Origin of the sequence: Nocardioides proteolyticus, from assembly GCF_051280635.3 — a bacterium.
Classification (GTDB): Bacteria; Actinomycetota; Actinomycetes; order Propionibacteriales; family Nocardioidaceae; genus Nocardioides.
Window position 1 is genome coordinate 17,833 of record NZ_JBNBPO030000008.1, and the last position, 15,300, is coordinate 33,132.

General features: G+C 73.2%; 14 protein-coding genes. 7 read left to right on the plus strand and 7 right to left on the minus strand.

Annotation, left to right across the window (positions count from 1 at the left end; translation table 11 throughout):
• Nucleotides 1–46: 46 nt before the first annotated feature.
• Both ACPOLA_RS06435 and ACPOLA_RS06440 read right to left on the minus strand, forming a co-directional pair.
• Nucleotides 47–1,615 (minus strand): flotillin family protein, encoded by a 1,569-nt coding sequence (locus tag ACPOLA_RS06435; protein WP_435769582.1) that lies wholly within the window; start codon nt 1,613–1,615, stop codon nt 47–49.
• Nucleotides 1,616–1,639: 24 nt separating this feature from the next.
• A complete protein-coding gene (locus ACPOLA_RS06440) occupies nt 1,640–2,137 on the minus strand; it encodes an NfeD C-terminal domain-containing protein (RefSeq protein WP_435769583.1) in 498 nt (165 codons plus the stop codon).
• 107 nt (nt 2,138–2,244) lie between these two features.
• Here ACPOLA_RS06440 and ACPOLA_RS06445 point away from each other — a divergent pair, with 107 nt between their 5' ends.
• Both ACPOLA_RS06445 and ACPOLA_RS06450 read left to right on the plus strand, forming a co-directional pair.
• Nucleotides 2,245–2,841: a TetR/AcrR family transcriptional regulator gene (locus ACPOLA_RS06445; RefSeq protein WP_435769584.1), complete on the plus strand. Its 597-nt coding sequence runs from the start codon at nt 2,245–2,247 to the stop codon at nt 2,839–2,841.
• 57 nt (nt 2,842–2,898) lie between these two features.
• A complete protein-coding gene (locus tag ACPOLA_RS06450; RefSeq protein WP_435769585.1) occupies nt 2,899–5,259 on the plus strand; it encodes an MMPL family transporter in 2,361 nt (786 codons plus the stop codon).
• Nucleotides 5,260–5,571: 312 nt separating this feature from the next.
• Here the strand turns inward: ACPOLA_RS06450 and ACPOLA_RS06455 are convergent, their stop codons facing one another.
• The 4 genes from ACPOLA_RS06455 to ACPOLA_RS06470 all read right to left on the minus strand — a co-directional run bounded on the left by ACPOLA_RS06455 (nt 5,572) and on the right by ACPOLA_RS06470 (nt 8,170).
• On the minus strand, nt 5,572–6,051 hold the full coding sequence (locus ACPOLA_RS06455) for a glutathione peroxidase (protein WP_435769586.1): 480 nt from the start codon (nt 6,049–6,051) through the stop codon (nt 5,572–5,574).
• Nucleotides 6,052–6,102: 51 nt separating this feature from the next.
• Nucleotides 6,103–6,537, minus strand: a complete 435-nt coding sequence (locus ACPOLA_RS06460; protein WP_435769587.1) for a hypothetical protein — start codon at nt 6,535–6,537, stop codon at nt 6,103–6,105.
• 140 nt (nt 6,538–6,677) lie between these two features.
• Nucleotides 6,678–7,334: a nitroreductase family protein gene (locus ACPOLA_RS06465; protein ID WP_435769588.1), complete on the minus strand. Its 657-nt coding sequence runs from the start codon at nt 7,332–7,334 to the stop codon at nt 6,678–6,680.
• Between the two features lie 95 nt (nt 7,335–7,429).
• Nucleotides 7,430–8,170: a hypothetical protein gene (locus ACPOLA_RS06470; protein ID WP_435769589.1), complete on the minus strand. Its 741-nt coding sequence runs from the start codon at nt 8,168–8,170 to the stop codon at nt 7,430–7,432.
• Between the two features lie 160 nt (nt 8,171–8,330).
• Between ACPOLA_RS06470 and ACPOLA_RS06475 the strand changes: the two genes are divergently transcribed.
• The 3 genes from ACPOLA_RS06475 to ACPOLA_RS06485 are packed head-to-tail and all read left to right on the plus strand — an operon-like array spanning nt 8,331 to nt 11,015.
• Nucleotides 8,331–9,404, plus strand: a complete 1,074-nt coding sequence (locus ACPOLA_RS06475; protein ID WP_435769590.1) for a ferredoxin reductase — start codon at nt 8,331–8,333, stop codon at nt 9,402–9,404.
• Between the two features lie 28 nt (nt 9,405–9,432).
• Nucleotides 9,433–10,650, plus strand: a complete 1,218-nt coding sequence (locus tag ACPOLA_RS06480; protein WP_435769591.1) for a fatty acid desaturase family protein — start codon at nt 9,433–9,435, stop codon at nt 10,648–10,650.
• A complete protein-coding gene (locus ACPOLA_RS06485; protein ID WP_435769592.1) occupies nt 10,647–11,015 on the plus strand; it encodes a hypothetical protein in 369 nt (122 codons plus the stop codon). The genes ACPOLA_RS06480 and ACPOLA_RS06485 overlap by 4 nt, the downstream gene beginning before the upstream one ends.
• A gap of 51 nt (nt 11,016–11,066) precedes the next feature.
• Here the strand turns inward: ACPOLA_RS06485 and ACPOLA_RS06490 are convergent, their stop codons facing one another.
• Nucleotides 11,067–12,167, minus strand: a complete 1,101-nt coding sequence (locus ACPOLA_RS06490) for an endonuclease/exonuclease/phosphatase family protein (protein ID WP_435769593.1) — start codon at nt 12,165–12,167, stop codon at nt 11,067–11,069.
• A 184-nt stretch (nt 12,168–12,351) separates the two neighbouring features.
• Between ACPOLA_RS06490 and ACPOLA_RS06495 the strand changes: the two genes are divergently transcribed.
• Together ACPOLA_RS06495 and ACPOLA_RS06500 are read left to right on the plus strand one after the other, a co-directional pair.
• The gene (locus ACPOLA_RS06495) at nt 12,352–14,388 is read left to right on the plus strand and encodes a hypothetical protein (RefSeq protein ID WP_435769594.1); all 2,037 of its coding nucleotides are present in this window, start codon (nt 12,352–12,354) and stop codon (nt 14,386–14,388) included.
• Entirely contained in the window at nt 14,385–15,284 is a 900-nt protein-coding gene (locus ACPOLA_RS06500) for a GNAT family N-acetyltransferase (RefSeq protein ID WP_435769595.1), read from the plus strand. The genes ACPOLA_RS06495 and ACPOLA_RS06500 overlap by 4 nt, the downstream gene beginning before the upstream one ends.
• Nucleotides 15,285–15,300: the final 16 nt, after the last annotated feature.

Sequence of the window (15,300 nt, forward strand, 5' to 3'; positions counted from 1 at the left end):
ACCGGTCACCTGGCCACCTGGGCGCAGGCTGGTCGGCGTGCTGCGCTCAGGAGCCGCTGCCGGCCCCCGAGGCGACCGCCTTGCCGTCGGTCCCGGGCGCCCCGTCGGCCCCGTCGGCGCCGGAGATCGCGCCGAGCCCGTTGGCGGCGCGCTCGACCGAGCGGTGGATCAGCGACTCCAGGTCCAGACCGGTCGAGGTCTTCAGCATCTGCAGGGTCTGCACCACGTTGTCGGTGACCTGCTTGGGCATCGCGCCGGCGCCGTCGCTGGAGATCACCGTCAGCTGGTCGATGGCGCTGATCGGCGCCGCGACCTCGCGGGCGATCTGCGGCAGCACCTCGATCAGCATCTGCAGCACCGCGGCGTCGTTGTAGTGGGCGAACGCGTCGGCGCGCTTGTCCATCGCCTCGGCCTCCGCCTGGCCGACGGCGAGCGTGGCCGCCGCCTGCGCCTCGCCCTCGGCGCGCGTGGCCTCGGCCTCGGCGACCCGGCGGGCCTTCTCGGCCTCGCCGCGCCGGGCGCCCTCGATGGCCTCCGCCTCGGCGAGCGCCGCGCGGCGGGACTTCTCCGCCTCACCGGTGAGCCGGGCCTCCTCGGCCTTCGCCTCGGCCGCGGCGATGGTGGCCGCCTTGCGCGCCTCGGCCGCGGCGATCTCCGCCGTACGACGGGCCTCGGCCTCCTGCTCGACCTTGTAGCGCTCGGCGTCGGCGGGCTTGCGGACCTGCGTCTCGAGCTCGCGCTCGGTGAGCGCGGCCTTCCGGACGGCCACCTTCTCCTGCTCGGTCATGATCGCCTGGTCGCGGTCGGCTTGGGCGAGCGGCCCGGCGGCCGCGGCCTGCGCGGCCGCGGCGTCGGTCTCCGCCTTGATCTCGGCCTGCTTGAGCGCGAGCGCCCGCTGGGAGACCGCGATCTCCTCCTCGGCCTTGATCCGGGCCTGCTCGGACGCGCGGCGGGCCTCCGCCTCGGCGATCGAGGCCGCCTGCTGGATGCGGGCCGCCTCGGGCCGGCCCAGGTCGGCGAGATAGCTGCCGTCGTCGGTGACGTCCTGAATCTGGAAGGTGTCCAGGATCAGGCCCTGCCCGGTCAGCGAGGTCTCCGACTCGTCGGCGACCCGCTGGGCGAAGGCCGCGCGGTCGCGGATGATCTGCTCGACGGTCAGGCCGCCGACGATGGACCGCAGCGCACCGGCGAGCACCTCCTGGGTGAACGGCTCGATGTCGCCCTGCTGGGAGAGGAACCGCTGACCCGCCAGCCGGATCTGGTCGGCGTTTCCGCCGACCTTGACGATCGCCACGCCGTCGAGGTTGAGCTTGATGCCCTGGCCGGACACCGCGCCGCGGATCTGCACCGAGATCCGGCGGCTGGAGAGGTCCATGGTCGCAAGCTTCTGCACGAACGGGATCACGAAGACGCCGCCGCCGAGCACGACCTTCTGCCCGGACAGGTCGGTGGTGAGCTCGCCCGTCTCCGGGTTGATCACCGCCTTGCCCTTGCGGCCGGTGACGATGAAAGCCTGGTTGGGGCCGGCGACCTTGTAGCGGCTGGTGACCAGCAGCACGAGCAGCACCAGCAGGAGCACGATGCCGGCGACCGGCACCAGGACGTCAGGGTTCATGGGGGTTCCTCTAGAGCGGCGGAGTCAGGGTTTCCAGACGGCCACGACGTGGACCGCGGTGGGGGAGAGCACGCCGGCGACGCTGACCTCGGTGCCGGCCGGGAGGGGCACGTCGGCCCTGGCGTTGAGCCGGAGGGTGTGGCCGCCGACGCTCACCCGGACGACGCCGAAGCCGTCGCCAGGGACGTCGGTGACGACCTGTCCGACCTTGCCCACGCTGTCGCCGACGGAGACCGTGGCGTCGCTGGGTCCCTCCTTGAGCAGGCCGGTGAGCCACCCGGCGAACCACCCCACCGTGACGCCGGCGACCGCGCCGACCCCCAGCGCAAGGGGCAGGGGCGCACCGGCGCCCTCGGCGATCGCACCGCCGAAGCCGAAGGCGGAGACGAACCCGCCGATGATCGCGGACGAGAGCCAGTCCGCCTCCAGCGCGTCGAGCAGCCCGTCGAGCAGGTCCCCGGCCACCAGCGAGAGCGCGACCAGGAGCAGGCCGACGACGCCGAGGGCGAGGAAGAAGGTCACGGAGACTCCCGTGGGTGGGGGGCACCGATCCTAGGGGGCCGCCAGCGGCCGCGTGACCACGGTCACACTTTTGCACTGTCAACCAGCAGAGTGCAAGAATGCTGGGCATGGCCGACCCGTCCTCTCCGAGCACCGGACGCGAGGCGAAGCGACACCAGACCTCGCTCCGCCTGCAGCAGTGCGCGGTGCGGCTGACGCTCGACAAGGGCTTCGACGGCTGGACGATGGACGACCTGGCCGAGGCCGCCGAGGTGTCGCGGCGCACCGCGTTCAACTACTTCGACAGCAAGACCGACGTGGTGCTGGGCCCGCGGGTCGAGCTCGACCCCGCCCGGGTCGAGGTCTTCGTCGCCGGCGGACCCACCGGCAACCTGCTCGACGACGTGCTGGCCCTCGCCGCGGACGTGATCGAGGAGCACGGCCAGGACCAGGACGCGATGGCGGCCGGGCGCAAGGCCGTGCTCAGCGACGCCCGGCTGCTGGCCGTGGTGCACGAGCGCTTCGAGGTGATCACCGCCGACTTCGTCGAGCACATGCACGCCCGTGAGGGCGCCCGGTTCGACGAGCCGCGCGCCCGGCTGCTCACCCGGCTCGTGGTGATGATCTTCGACGCCGCGCTCGAGCGCGCGGAGGCGGCGCCCGGCCGACCCTTCGCGGAGCACTTCTCCCGCGCGGTGGCCGACGCGCGCGCCGTACTGACCTGACCACCCACCCCCCGAGCTCCGGAGACCCCGGACGACCCCAAAACCAGGAGACCTCACATGGCCCGCCTGCTCTACCGCCTCGGCTCGACCGCCTACCGGCGGTGGCCCTTCTTCGTCGGCGCCTGGCTGCTGCTCGCCGTCGTCGTCGGCAGCCTCGCCGCGACCCTCGCGAAGCCGACCACCGACGAGTTCACCATCCCCGGGATCCCGTCGGAGCAGGCCGCGGACATGCAGCAGGAGCTGTTCCCCGGCGCCGAGGACCCCTTCGACGACGTGTCGGTCAACGTCGTGGTCGCGGCGCCGGAGGGGCACACCCTCGACGAGCCGCAGTACGCCGAGGCCGTCGCCGGCCTGATCGACGACATCGCCGAGCTCCCGCAGACGGCGGACGACCCGGCCGCCCACCCGCAGCTGGTCGACCCCGTCGCGGCCGCAGCGGGCCAGGAGCAGGCCCTCGTCGAGCGGGCCGAGGCCGCCGGAGGCGACGTCGCCACCGCTCGCGCCGACGCGGCCGCGATCTCACCGCTCTCCGAGGACGGCCGGATCGGCGTTATGCGGTTCGAGTGGGACGTCGAGAAGCCCACCGACATCGAGCCGGCGTCGCAGGACGCGCTGGTGGACCTGCTCGAGGAGACCACCGACGAGACCGGCCTGGTCGCCGAGGCCAACGGCCCCGGGATGGCGTCGATGGAGCCGCCCGGCGCCACTGCCGAGCTGATCGGCATCGCCGTCGCGCTCGTCGTACTGCTGCTCACCTTCGGCTCGCTGGTGGCCGCGGGGCTCCCGATCCTCAACGCCGTCGTCGGCGTCGGTCTCGGGCTGGCGGGCGTGAGTGCCGCGACCGCGTTCACCGACAGCATCGGCTCCACGACGCCGATCCTCGCGAGCATGCTGGGGCTCGCCGTCGGCATCGACTACACGCTGTTCATCGTCGCCCGCTACCGCACCGAGCTGCACCACACCGACGACCGCGCGCACGCCGCCGGCATCGCGGTGGGGACCTCCGGCTCGGCGGTCGTCTTCGCCGGCCTCACCGTGCTGATCGCGCTGGCCGCGCTCTCCGTGGTGGGCATCCCGTTCCTCACCGCGATGGGCCTCGCCGCGGCCGCGACCGTGCTGCTCGCCGTACTCGTCGCGCTGACCCTGCTGCCGGCGATCCTGGGGATGCTGAAGTCCAAGGCGTTCGGCGGCCAGGTGCGCCGGTACCGGCCGACCCGCGACGACCACGGGCTGGTCATCAACAACGGCGTCCGCTGGGCGCGCCTGCTCGGCCGCGCCCCGCTCGCCTTCGCCGCGCTGGTCGTGGTCGTCCTCGGGGCGCTGGCCGCGCCGGTCTCGCAGATGCAGCTCGCCTTCCCCTCCGACAGCACCGCCGCCAGCGACACCACCCAGCGGCAGGCCTCGGACCTGATGTCCGAGGCGTTCGGGCCCGGCCGGGAGGGCCCGCTGGTGCTGGTCGTCGACGGCCGCGACATCGCCGACGACGACGCCCGCCAGCAGGCCTTCGCCGAGGTCGCCGCCTGGGCCGGGGAGCAGGACGACGTCGCCAACGCCCAGCTGGTCGCCGACAACGCGCCGGTGGACGAGTCGGGCGCGCCGACCGGCCCGGCGACCGGCGCCATCGTGCAGGTCACCCCCGAGTCGGGGCCCACCGACCAGGCGACCCTGGACCTGCTCGAGAACCTGCGCGACGGCGAGGACGAGGTCGAGGCGTCGACCGGCGCCGAGCTCGGCGTCACCGGGCTCACCGCCATCACCACCGACGTCTCCGACCGTCTCAACGGGGCGCTGCCGGTCTACCTGGGGCTGGTCATCGGCCTGGCGTTCGTGCTGCTGGTGCTGGTGTTCCGCTCGATCCTCGTCCCGCTCACCGCGACGCTGGGCTTCCTGCTCTCGGTGCTCGCGACGTTCGGGGCGACCGTCGCCGTCTTCCAGGAGGGTGCGTTCGGGATCTTCGAGGGCCAGCCGATCGTGAGCTTCCTGCCGATCATGCTGATCGGCATCGTCTTCGGGCTCGCGATGGACTACCAGGTCTTCCTGGTCACCCGGATGCGGGAGGCGCACGTCCACGGCCTCACCACGCGCGAGGCGGTCGTCGACGGCTTCCGCAACAGCGCGCGGGTGGTCTCGGCCGCGGCGACGATCATGATCGCGGTCTTCGCCGCCTTCATCCTGATGGACGACCCGATCATCAAGTCGATGGGCTTCGCACTCGCCCTCTCGATCGTGTTCGACGCGTTCATCGTCCGGATGGTGCTGATCCCCTCGGTGCTCTACCTGCTCGGCGAGAAGGCCTGGTGGCTCCCGAAGTGGCTCGACCGGGTCCTCCCCAACGTCGACGTCGAGGGCGAGTCGCTGGAACGCGACTCCAAGCCCGTCTCCACGGCCGAGCGCGAGCGGGAGCTCGCCGGCGTCTGACCCTCCCCCGCCCCCGACGAGGTGGCAGGTTTCGGCCCGCGAGGTGGGAGGTTTCGGCGCGCGAAGTGGCGAGTTTCGGCGCACGAGGTGGCAGGTTTCGGCGTACGAGGTGGGGCGTTACGGCGCGCGAGGCGGCAGGTTCCGGCGTACGACGGCGACGAGCTCCGCCACCTCGCGCGCCACTTCCTGCCACCTCGCGCGCCACTTCCTGCCACCTCGCGCGCCACTTCCTGCCACCTCGGGCGCCACATCCCGCCACCTCGCGCGCCACTTCCTCCCACTTCGCGCGCCGGAACCTCCCACTTCGTGGGGTCAGGTGAGGGCCTTCTCGATGTCGGCGGCGATCTTCTCGGGCTTGGTGGCGGGGGCGTAGCGGTCGATGACCCGGCCGTCGCGGCCGACGAGGAACTTGGTGAAGTTCCACTTGATCTTGTCGCCCAGCAGGCCGCCGTGCTCGGAGCGCAGCCACTTCCACAGGGGGTGGGCGTCGTCGCCGTTGACGTCGACCTTGGCGAACATCGGGAAGCCGACGCCGTAGTTGCGCTCGCAGAAGGTGGCGATCTCGGCCTCGTCGCCGGGCTCCTGGTGGCCGAACTGGTCGCACGGGAACCCGAGCACGGCGAACCCCTGGTCGCCGTACTTGTCATAGAGCTGCTGCAGCCCCTCGTACTGCGGGGTGAAGCCGCACTTGGAGGCGGTGTTGACGACGAGGACGACCTTGCCGTGGTACGACGCCAGGTCGACCTCGCCGCCGTCGATGGCCGTCGCGGAGAACTCGTGGAGGGTGCTCATGGCTCGCAGTCTCTCAGGCCGCGGCGGCCGGTGCCCGTGCCGAGCGGGCGGTCACCGGGCGCGCAGCGCCCTGGCCTGCAGCACCGCGAGCGCCGCCACGACGACCGCCTGGGCGACCACCCAGCCGCGGCCGAGAGCGTCGAGGTCGAAGGCGCCGGTGGCGGCGACCTCCAGCGACGCGGCGACCCAGACCGCGTTGCCGACCACGATCACCCAGCCCAGCCGCACCGGCATCGTGCTGCGGGCGTACAACCCCACGGCCAGCGCGTAGCCGGCCAGGAACAGGCCGACCCAGCGGTAGGTCTCGGCGCTGGCGCCCATCAGGTCGGCGAGCAGCCCGGCGGCGGCGAGGTAGGCGACGGCGTTGACGCCGGTGATGGCCGCGTCGGCGGCGAACCACCGGCCACGGCCCGCGGTCAGGGCGCCGGAGCGCGAGCGGCCGGTGACGGTGCTGGTGCTGCTGGTGCTGCTGGTGCTGCTGCTCATGGGATTCTCCTCGTGGCCCGGGTCGCCCCTGCGGCGACCGGATGACCCGACTCTCGCCCGAGCCCACCGCAGCCGACCATGACCCCGCAGGTCATGCTCCACCTGCACCGCCGCGGGCGGGCGTCAGCGGCGAGCCGGGCTCAGCCCCGCCACTGCCCGGGCCCGGACTCCGGGTCGACCGTCGGCCCGGACGGCACCAGCCCCGGCCACGGCTCCCCCCAGCGGTCGCCGTACACGGTCTCCTCGAGCGGCCGACGCCGGCGCACCCGCTGGTCGCGGCCGGCGTCGCGCTCGGAGAGCCCGGCCGGGTCGCCGAGGACGCCGACGGCGATGCCGGCGACCAGCGTCGCGACGGGAGGTACGCCGAGCTCCCGCGCCACCGCATCCCGGTCCATGCCCAGGAACGGATGGGCGTGCAGGCCCATCGCGCGCGCCTGGAGCAGCAGGTGGGCGTTCGCCAGGCCGAGGTCGTGCGCCGGGTAGGTCGGATCGCCCGGCTCGTCCCCCTCCTCGGCGGTCACCGTCAGCGCCAACAGCACCGCCGAGGCCCGCGGCACCCACCCGGAGTTGCCACGGCTCAGGTGGGCCACCAGGGTCGCGTGCGCCGCGCTGTCGCGCACCGCCACCAGGTAGCGCCACGGCTGGCGGTTGCCCGAGCTCGGCGCCCACTGCGCCGCCTCGAGCAGCCGGGTCACCTGCTCGTCGGTGAGTCGGTGCTCGGCGTCGAAGACGCTGGGGCTCCAGCGGGAGCGCAGCGGCTCGGCGATGTCCACGGGGTTGACCGTGCGTCGGGTCATGCGTCGAGTATCGCCACCGCCCGGTGGCGCACCCGCCCGGTGACGCGCCCGCGCGCTGGCGCACGCAGGGGTGACGCACCGGCGAGCGCCGTGCCTCAGGCCCAGGTGATGGTGCCCGTCAGCCGGATCGCGCTCAGTGCCGACTGCATCGCCAGCTCGAAGGTCACGGCCGACTCCGACACCTCCACCCACGCCGGCCCCTCGGCCAGCTCGGGGTACCACGTGCTGTCGTCGGACTCGGCGCCACGGACGAGGTAGATGTCGAGCACCTCCCACCACTCGATCTCGCCGGCCTCACCACGGCGCATCAGGTCGACCAGGTCGTAGGACCCGGGCCCGGCGTAGGCCGGGATCGCGAGCGAGAGCTCGGTCAGCGTGGTGGTGCCGAACCGGACCGCGTCGGGCGCCTCAACGCGCACCGTCAGCCAGTCCAGCGGCGGCGGGCCGTCGTCGTACGCCTCGCCCCCGGGCTGCTCCTCGACCGACACCGGCAGCTCGGCCTCCAGCTCGCCGTGCTCACCGCCGGTGACCCGCAGCTGCACCCGGCCGGTGGCCTGGCCGGCCAGCCGCACCCGCCGCTCGGCGTCGGCGCGGGCGTCGGCCTCGGCCCGGCGGGCGGCGACGTTCTCCGGCCGCATGTCGGTGACCTTCTGCGCCCACGGCTCCGGCAGCACGGCCTCGAGCAGGGAGGTGCCCGCCTCCTGCTGCGCCGCGCGCTCCACCTCGTCCTGCTGGTAGCGCGCGTTGCTGCGCTGGTGGTTGTCGGTGGTCAGCAGCTCGGTCTTCTTCGCCTCGGCCCAGTCCTTGCCGAGCTTGGCGATGTCCTTCCAACCCATGGACCGAACGGTAGGTGAGAACGACCCGGCGCACCGTCGAAACGGACACGGACGGGCCGAGACCGGGGCGGAGCCGGGCCGAGCCGGGCAACCTCAGTACCCCGTCAGCCGGTTGACACACAGGCTTGATCATTCGGGAGCACAGTCGTTCACTGAGACAATGGCGAGCACCATCCCGTGGGAGCGAGTACGACGCGTGGGCAGCAAGCTCACCACGCCCCTCCACCCCGATGACTACCTGCGTCTGCTCAACCCGCTGTGGAGCTCCCGCGAGCTCCGCGGCCGGATCGAGGAGGTCGTCCCCGAGACCGACGACGCGGCGACGATCGCGATCCGTCCGGGCTGGGGATGGCACTACGACCACAAGCCGGGCCAGTACGTCGGCATCGGCATCCCCGTCGACGGCCGCTTCCAGTGGCGGTCCTACTCGGTGAGCTCGCCACCGCAGCGGCGCCGCGGCTTGATCACCATCACCGTGCGGGCCATGCCCGAGGGCCTGCTGTCCAGCCACCTGGTCAACGGCGTCGAGCCGGGGACCATCGTCCGGCTGGCCCTGCCCGAGGGCGACTTCGTGCTGCCGGACCCGCCGCCGCCGCGGATCCTCTTCCTCGTCGGCGGCAGCGGCGTCACGCCGGTGATGGCGATGCTGCGCACCCTGGACCGGCGCGGCACCATGCCCGACGTCGTCATGCACTACTCCTCGCCGACCGAGGACCGGATGATCTTCCGCGACGAGCTCGACCGGCTGGAGGCCAAGCACGACGACTTCTCCCTCCACCGGCTGCACACCGACGTCGACGGCATGCTCGACCTCGAGGACCTCGACCGGATCTGCCCGGACTGGCGGGAGCGGCAGACCTACGCCTGCGGGCCGGCGCCGATGCTCGACGCCATCACCGAGCACTTCGAGCGCAACGACGTGGCCGACCAGCTGCACCTCGAGCGGTTCTCCCTGGAGCTCGGCGGCGAGGGCGGCGAGGGCGGCACCATCACCTTCCGCAACTCCGGCAAGACCATCGAGGCCGACGGCGCCACCACGGTCCTCGAGGCCGGCGAGGAGGCCGGCGTCGGCATGCCGTACGGCTGCCGGATGGGCATCTGCCACACCTGCACGCTGACCCTCGTCGAGGGCAAGGTCCGCGACCTGCGCAACGGCGACGAGTACGGCAGCCCGAACGAACCGGTGCAGACCTGCGTCACCGCCGCCGTCGGCGACTGCACCCTCGACATCTGATCTCTCGACCTGAGAAGGAGCAACGAACATGGCGATCTCCGACGTCAAGGAGTACGTCCACCTCACCGAGGAGGAGGTGGACCAGATCGGACGCGAGCTCGACCAGATCCGCGCCGACATCGAGGAGTCCCGCGGCGCGGCCGATGCGGCCTACATCAACCGGATGATCAAGGTGCAGCGCGGGCTGGCCGCCGCGGGCCGGGTGACGCTGCTCGCCGGCACCCAGTTCCGTCGTACGCGCAAGCCGGCGTGGGTGCTCGGCACCGGCCTGCTCGGGCTGGCCAAGATCCTGGAGAACATGGAGATCGGCCACAACGTGATGCACGGCCAGTGGGACTGGATGAACGACCCGGAGATCCACTCCTCCAACTGGGAGTGGGACACCGCGCAGCCGGCCGAGCAGTGGAAGCACTCCCACAACTACATCCACCACCAGTTCACCAACGTGCTGGGCTACGACAACGACATCGGCTACGGCATCCTCCGGATGGCGCGCGAGCAGAAGTGGTCGCCGTTCAACCTCGGCCAGCCGGTCTACAACAGCCTGCTCGCCTTCCTCTTCGAGTGGGGCGTCGCCCTGCACGACCTGGACATCGAGCGGATCCGCAAGGGCGAGAAGGACCCGAAGGAGATGAAGCGGCAGCTCGGCCAGATCTTCCGCAAGGGCCGCAACCAGATCCTCAAGGACTACGTCGTCTACCCGGCGCTGGCCGGGCCGCAGTGGAAGACGGTGCTGACCGCCGACGCGACGTCCAACGTGATCCGCAACCTGTGGGCCTACGTCATCATCTTCTGCGGCCACTTCCCCGACGGCGCGGTGCACTTCACCGAGGAGGAGATCGAGAACGAGACCCGCTCGGAGTGGTACCTGCGGCAGATCCTCGGCGCGGCCAACTTCAAGGGCGGGCCGATGCTCCACATCCTCTCCGGCAACCTCGGCTTCCAGATCGAGCACCACCTGTTCCCCGACCTGCCGAGCAACCGCTACGCCGAGATCTCCGAGCGGGTCCAGGCGCTGTGCGACAAGTACGACATCCCGTACACCACCGGCCCGCTGTACCGGCAGTACGGCCAGGCGCTGCGCACCATCCTCAAGCTCTCGCTGCCGAACTCGTGGACCAACAGCGACCAGCCCGAGCCGCCCACCCCGCCGCGCGACCGCAAGCGCCGCGGCGACGACGAGCGGCCCTCGCGCATCCCGGAGCTCGGAGGGTGGTCGCGCTCCTGGGCGGGAGCCCGCGGATGAGGACGCCGCGCGGGATGCTCGGTCCCTTCGCGTGGGGCGACGGGACCGACCCGGCGACGGGGCTGGGTGACCTGGAGAAGCGCCGGGTCACCCAGTGCGCCCTCAGCCGGATCTGCGGGGTGTGCGCGGAGCCGCTGGGCCGCCCGATCGCGTTCGTGGGCACCGTGCAGGAGGTCGGGCGCAACGCGTTCCACGCTCCCCCGCTGCACGAGGAGTGCGCCCGCGACCTGCTGCGGTTCCCGGGCGCCGACCCGGGTTGGCAGGTGGTGACGACCGCGGCCTTCGAGTTCGTCCGGCCCGCTCGCGAGGACGCCGACAAGCGCCCCACGTTCCAGCCGGTGTCGCTGCTCAGCTCCGCCGAGTAGCCGGCGCGCGCAGGCGCCGGCGGGGTCGCCCCGCGCGGCGCCGCGCGTCGGTCAGCAGACCGACCGGGCCCGCTGCCGCGCCCCCGTGGCGTTGAGCGCGATCCGGCCGACGAGGAACGGGTGGTCGGAGATCCGCCGGCCGTGGGTCAGGGTGCACGACTCCATCAGCCGGAGTCCGCGGGCGGCCGGGTAGAAGAGGTAGTCGACACCGGCGGCGTGCCACTGGTAGCCGGCCCGCCTCATCTTGGTGACCGCCGTCCACCCCTGCCGCTGGCCAGCGTGCACGTTGAAGTCGCCGCCGACCAGCACGGGGCCGCGCCGACCGAGCGCCTTGGTGAGGCGGACGAGGCGGTTCATCCCGACGCGGTAGGCGCGCTGGCGCTTCGCCTTGTTGGGCCCGTACTTGCCCGGGTTGGTCATGTGGTGGACCGAGACGACGGAGACCACCTCGCCGCTGGCGCGGCTCCGTAGCTTCACCCAGGTCGCGTAGCGGTCCCACACGACGAGGCGGCGGCCGTGGCGGGCGCGGTCGTCGTTGACCAGGCGGATCCGGCCGCCTCGCACGAGGCGCCACTTGGTGCCCTTCCACAGCACCACGGTGCTGAGCGCCTCGCGCCCGCCGCGGCCGGACGGCACCTTCGTCACCCGGAAGCCGCGGTAGCCGTCGGCCACCCTGGTGATCTCGCCGACCGACCGGTTGAACTGCTCGTTCAGCGTGACGAACTCCGGGCGGCCCGCGAGCAGCTGGCGCATGCCGCGACGGAACCGGGTCTTGCCGCTGCGCATCGGGATGTTGGCGTGCGCGATGGAGACCTGACCGACGGTCTTCACCGACGGAGGCGGCGGGGGCTGGGGCGCCTCGGGCTCGCGCGGGTCCCCGTCCCGGTCACCGTCCCGGTCCCCGTCACCGTCCCCGCCGCCGTGACCGTGGCCGCACGGCGGACCGTAGGGGCAGTGGCCGCCGGGGCGCGCGGCGAGCCCGGCGGCCGCGAGGGCTGCGGTGTCGACGGTCCCGGCGGTGTCGGACGGGCCGGCGACCGGCGCCGCGGCGCCGGACGGGGCCGCGGACAGGACACCGACCGTCAGAGCGCCGGCCAGCAGCCGGCGGCCGTACGACGCCAGTCGGTCGAGAGCATCACGAAGAACAGGCACAGCGGTCCATCGGCACCCGAGCCGGTGGCACAAGTGGCCCGCCGGGAGTTCTGGGCCGGGGTCCTGTGGTCTGGGTCTCACACCGAGTTGGGCGAAGTGCCACGCGGATCCGCCGCGGCGCCTAGGGTCGGGCCGCGCCGGCTCGACGGCTTGCCGGCCCCACTCTCCTGACAGGACACCCCCCATGCAGCTCACCCGACGACGCCGCGGTCTCGCCGCGAGCGCGGTCACGGCCCTCGCGGTCTCCGGCCTCGCGGTCTCCGGCCTCGCCCTCACGGCCGCACCGGCCCACGCCGCCAGCGACGACGTGCGGCTGGTCAGCCAGCTCAACGGCAAGGCGTCGGTGCGCGAGGCGGACGGCTTCCTCTTCGGCAACGTGTCGCGCACCGTCGCGCTGGTCGCCGAGCGGCTCGACCCCGAGGCCACCATCGCGTTCGAGTACAACACCGACCCCCAGGCGGGCGACGAGGCCGCCGGCTGGACACCGATCGGTGAGCCGGCGGCGCCTCCGGGCAGGTTCGTGCGGGTCGACTGGGACGCGCAGGTCGAGGAGGTGAGCCTCGCGGGCTCGTCGGTGGCGATCCGGGCCGTCGCCACGACGGGCACCGCCACGTCGTACGCCACGCACCACGACGTCGCCATCACCGGACCGGAGTCGCCCGTCGAGGCCGTCGGCACGGATGCTCCCGGGGGCTACTTCGTCCAGCCGTACGACGACGCGGGCGAGACCCGCACGCTCCTCGCCGTGCACGGCGCCACCACCGCTGTCGACGGCGAGGTGGAGGTCTCGTGGTGGCGGTCGTCCGACGGCACGTTCCAGGGCCAGACCAACGCGGCGGTCACTCCCATGCCGATCAAGCTGCCCGAGGGTGGCGGCACGCTCGGCAGCTTCCGGACCGCCCTCGACATCAGCGGCTACGACGCCGAGGCCAACGACGGCGAGCTGGCCGTGCGGGGCCTGCGGGACACCGACGACGTCGCGACCGCCGCGGTCTACCGGCAGCAGCTCACCACCGTGGAGGTCGGGGCCGTCGAGGAGGTCGTGTCGTCCGACGGCGTACGGACCGAGGCCCGGGTGCTCGACCAGGAGGGCGCACCGGTCGTCGGCGCCGAGGTCCGCCGCCAGCGCGACGGCGGCCTCCTGGGCTACACCGACATCGACGGCGCGGTGGAGGTCGAGCAGGACAACGGCACCACGGAGACCTACTACGCCAACACCACCGACGCCGACCCGTTCGAGGAGGGCACCGACGTCGCGTCCACGCCCTACACGGCTCCGGAGTACGTGCCCGTGGCGACCGACACCGAGGTGGTCCTCGCCGACGGGGCGCTGTTCGACCCCGACGAGTACGCCGAGGGCGACATCGTGCTCCAGGTCGTCGACCAGGAGGGCACGCCGATGGCGAAGGCGGGCGAGACGTTCTCCTACGCGCTCCACCCGAGCGACGAGGCGGCGCCCGAGCCCACCACGGTCACGTCCGACGACCGGGGGCGGGTCGTCGTACCGTTCGACGCGTCGGGCCCGGAGGGCGAGTACACCCTCGTCCACACCGCGCCGCAGAGCTGGGGCTCCACCCAGAGCACGGACACGTTCGTGACCGGGCAGGCGGCGGTCACGCTGACCCCCGCCCGGGCCAGCACGGTCTCGGCCGGGAAGGTGGTCTACGACGGCCGGCTCGCCGTCGGCGACGAGCCGCTGGCCGACCGCGTCATCGACCTGACCTACACCCGCGGCGTCGAGCGGGCTCCCGGCGGCAGGGCCGACGCGGGGATCGCCGTGGGCACCAAGCGCAAGCTGACCGCCCGGGTCCGGACCGCGGCGGACGGCTCCTTCAAAGTCACCATCGTCGACCCGCCCGAGGCGGGGCGGCCGGCCGAGCGTGGCGGGATCCTGCGGGCCCACGCCGCCGCCGCCGACACCGCCGACTCCGCCACGACCGACTTCGGCGTCCCGCTGCGGCTCAGCGGCGTGCACAACGGCGGGGCCTCGGACCGACTGGTCGTCGACGCTCCCGCATGGGTCGCCGGCGAGCGCGTCGAGGTGTTCCGGAAGGCCCGGCCCGGCGTGTGGCGGCTCGTGCGCACGGCCAAGCTCGGCCGCGACGGCGCCGCCTTCCGCGTGGAGGACCGCAACGGCGACAGGGCCACCCGCTACCTGGTCAGGCTGGTCGCCAGCGACGACGTCCCGAGGACCCGCTCCAACGGGGTCAACCTGAGGTGACCACCGCGCGCCTGGCGCCCATGGCTGCGGCCGAGCTCGAGGAGTGGCGCGCGGCTCGGGCGGCGGACGGCGATCCGCTGCCCGAGCCACCCGCAACCGGGGGTGATCGGCAGGAGGCGCTCGTCGTGCTGGTCGACGACGTGGCGGTCGGCGGCCTGCTCCTGCAGTACGCCGCGGCCGACGGCCGGACCCGGTGCCTGGTCCGCGTGCTCCAGACGACGCTGCCGCCGGAGGCGGAGCGTGCCTGGCGCGGCGTGATCGCCGCGCTGGAGGCCCACGCCCGCGCCGTCGGCGCCGTGACGGTCGCGACCGCGGTCGATCCCGCGCTCGCGGGCGTGTTCGGCGCGGCCGGCTTCCAGGCGACCATGGCCACCGTCGGCAAGCGGCTCGACCCCGCGGCGCCCCTGGAGCTGCAGGAGGACCGGCGGGTCGCCGTACGGCCGATGGAGCCGGCGGAGCGGCGCCGGTTCGTGGTCGAGGTCCGCGACATCCTCCGCTCCGGCATGGAGCGGGCCGGCGTGGTGGACCGCGCCGCGGCACGGCTCGACGCGATGGAGGAGCGGCTCGTGCGGCTCGCCGACGACCCGCCGCCGGCCGAGGAGCTGTTGATGGTCGGGACGGTCGACGGCCGGCCGGTCGGCCGGGCCTGGGCCACGCTCGTGCCCGGCGACGACGGCGCGCTCGACTTCCACGGCAACACCATCGACCTGTTCCCCGAGCACCGCGGTCAGGGACTGACCCGGTCGTTCCTCGGCGCGCTGCGGCGCCACGTCGACGGGCTCGGGGTGCGCGACGTCCGGCTGCGGGTCTACGGCCACGACGCCGGCGCGCGGAGGACGTTCCTCACCGCGGGCGCCGGGATCGGCGACGTACACCTGCGCAAGGACCTGCGCTGACGCGATGACCCGGCGG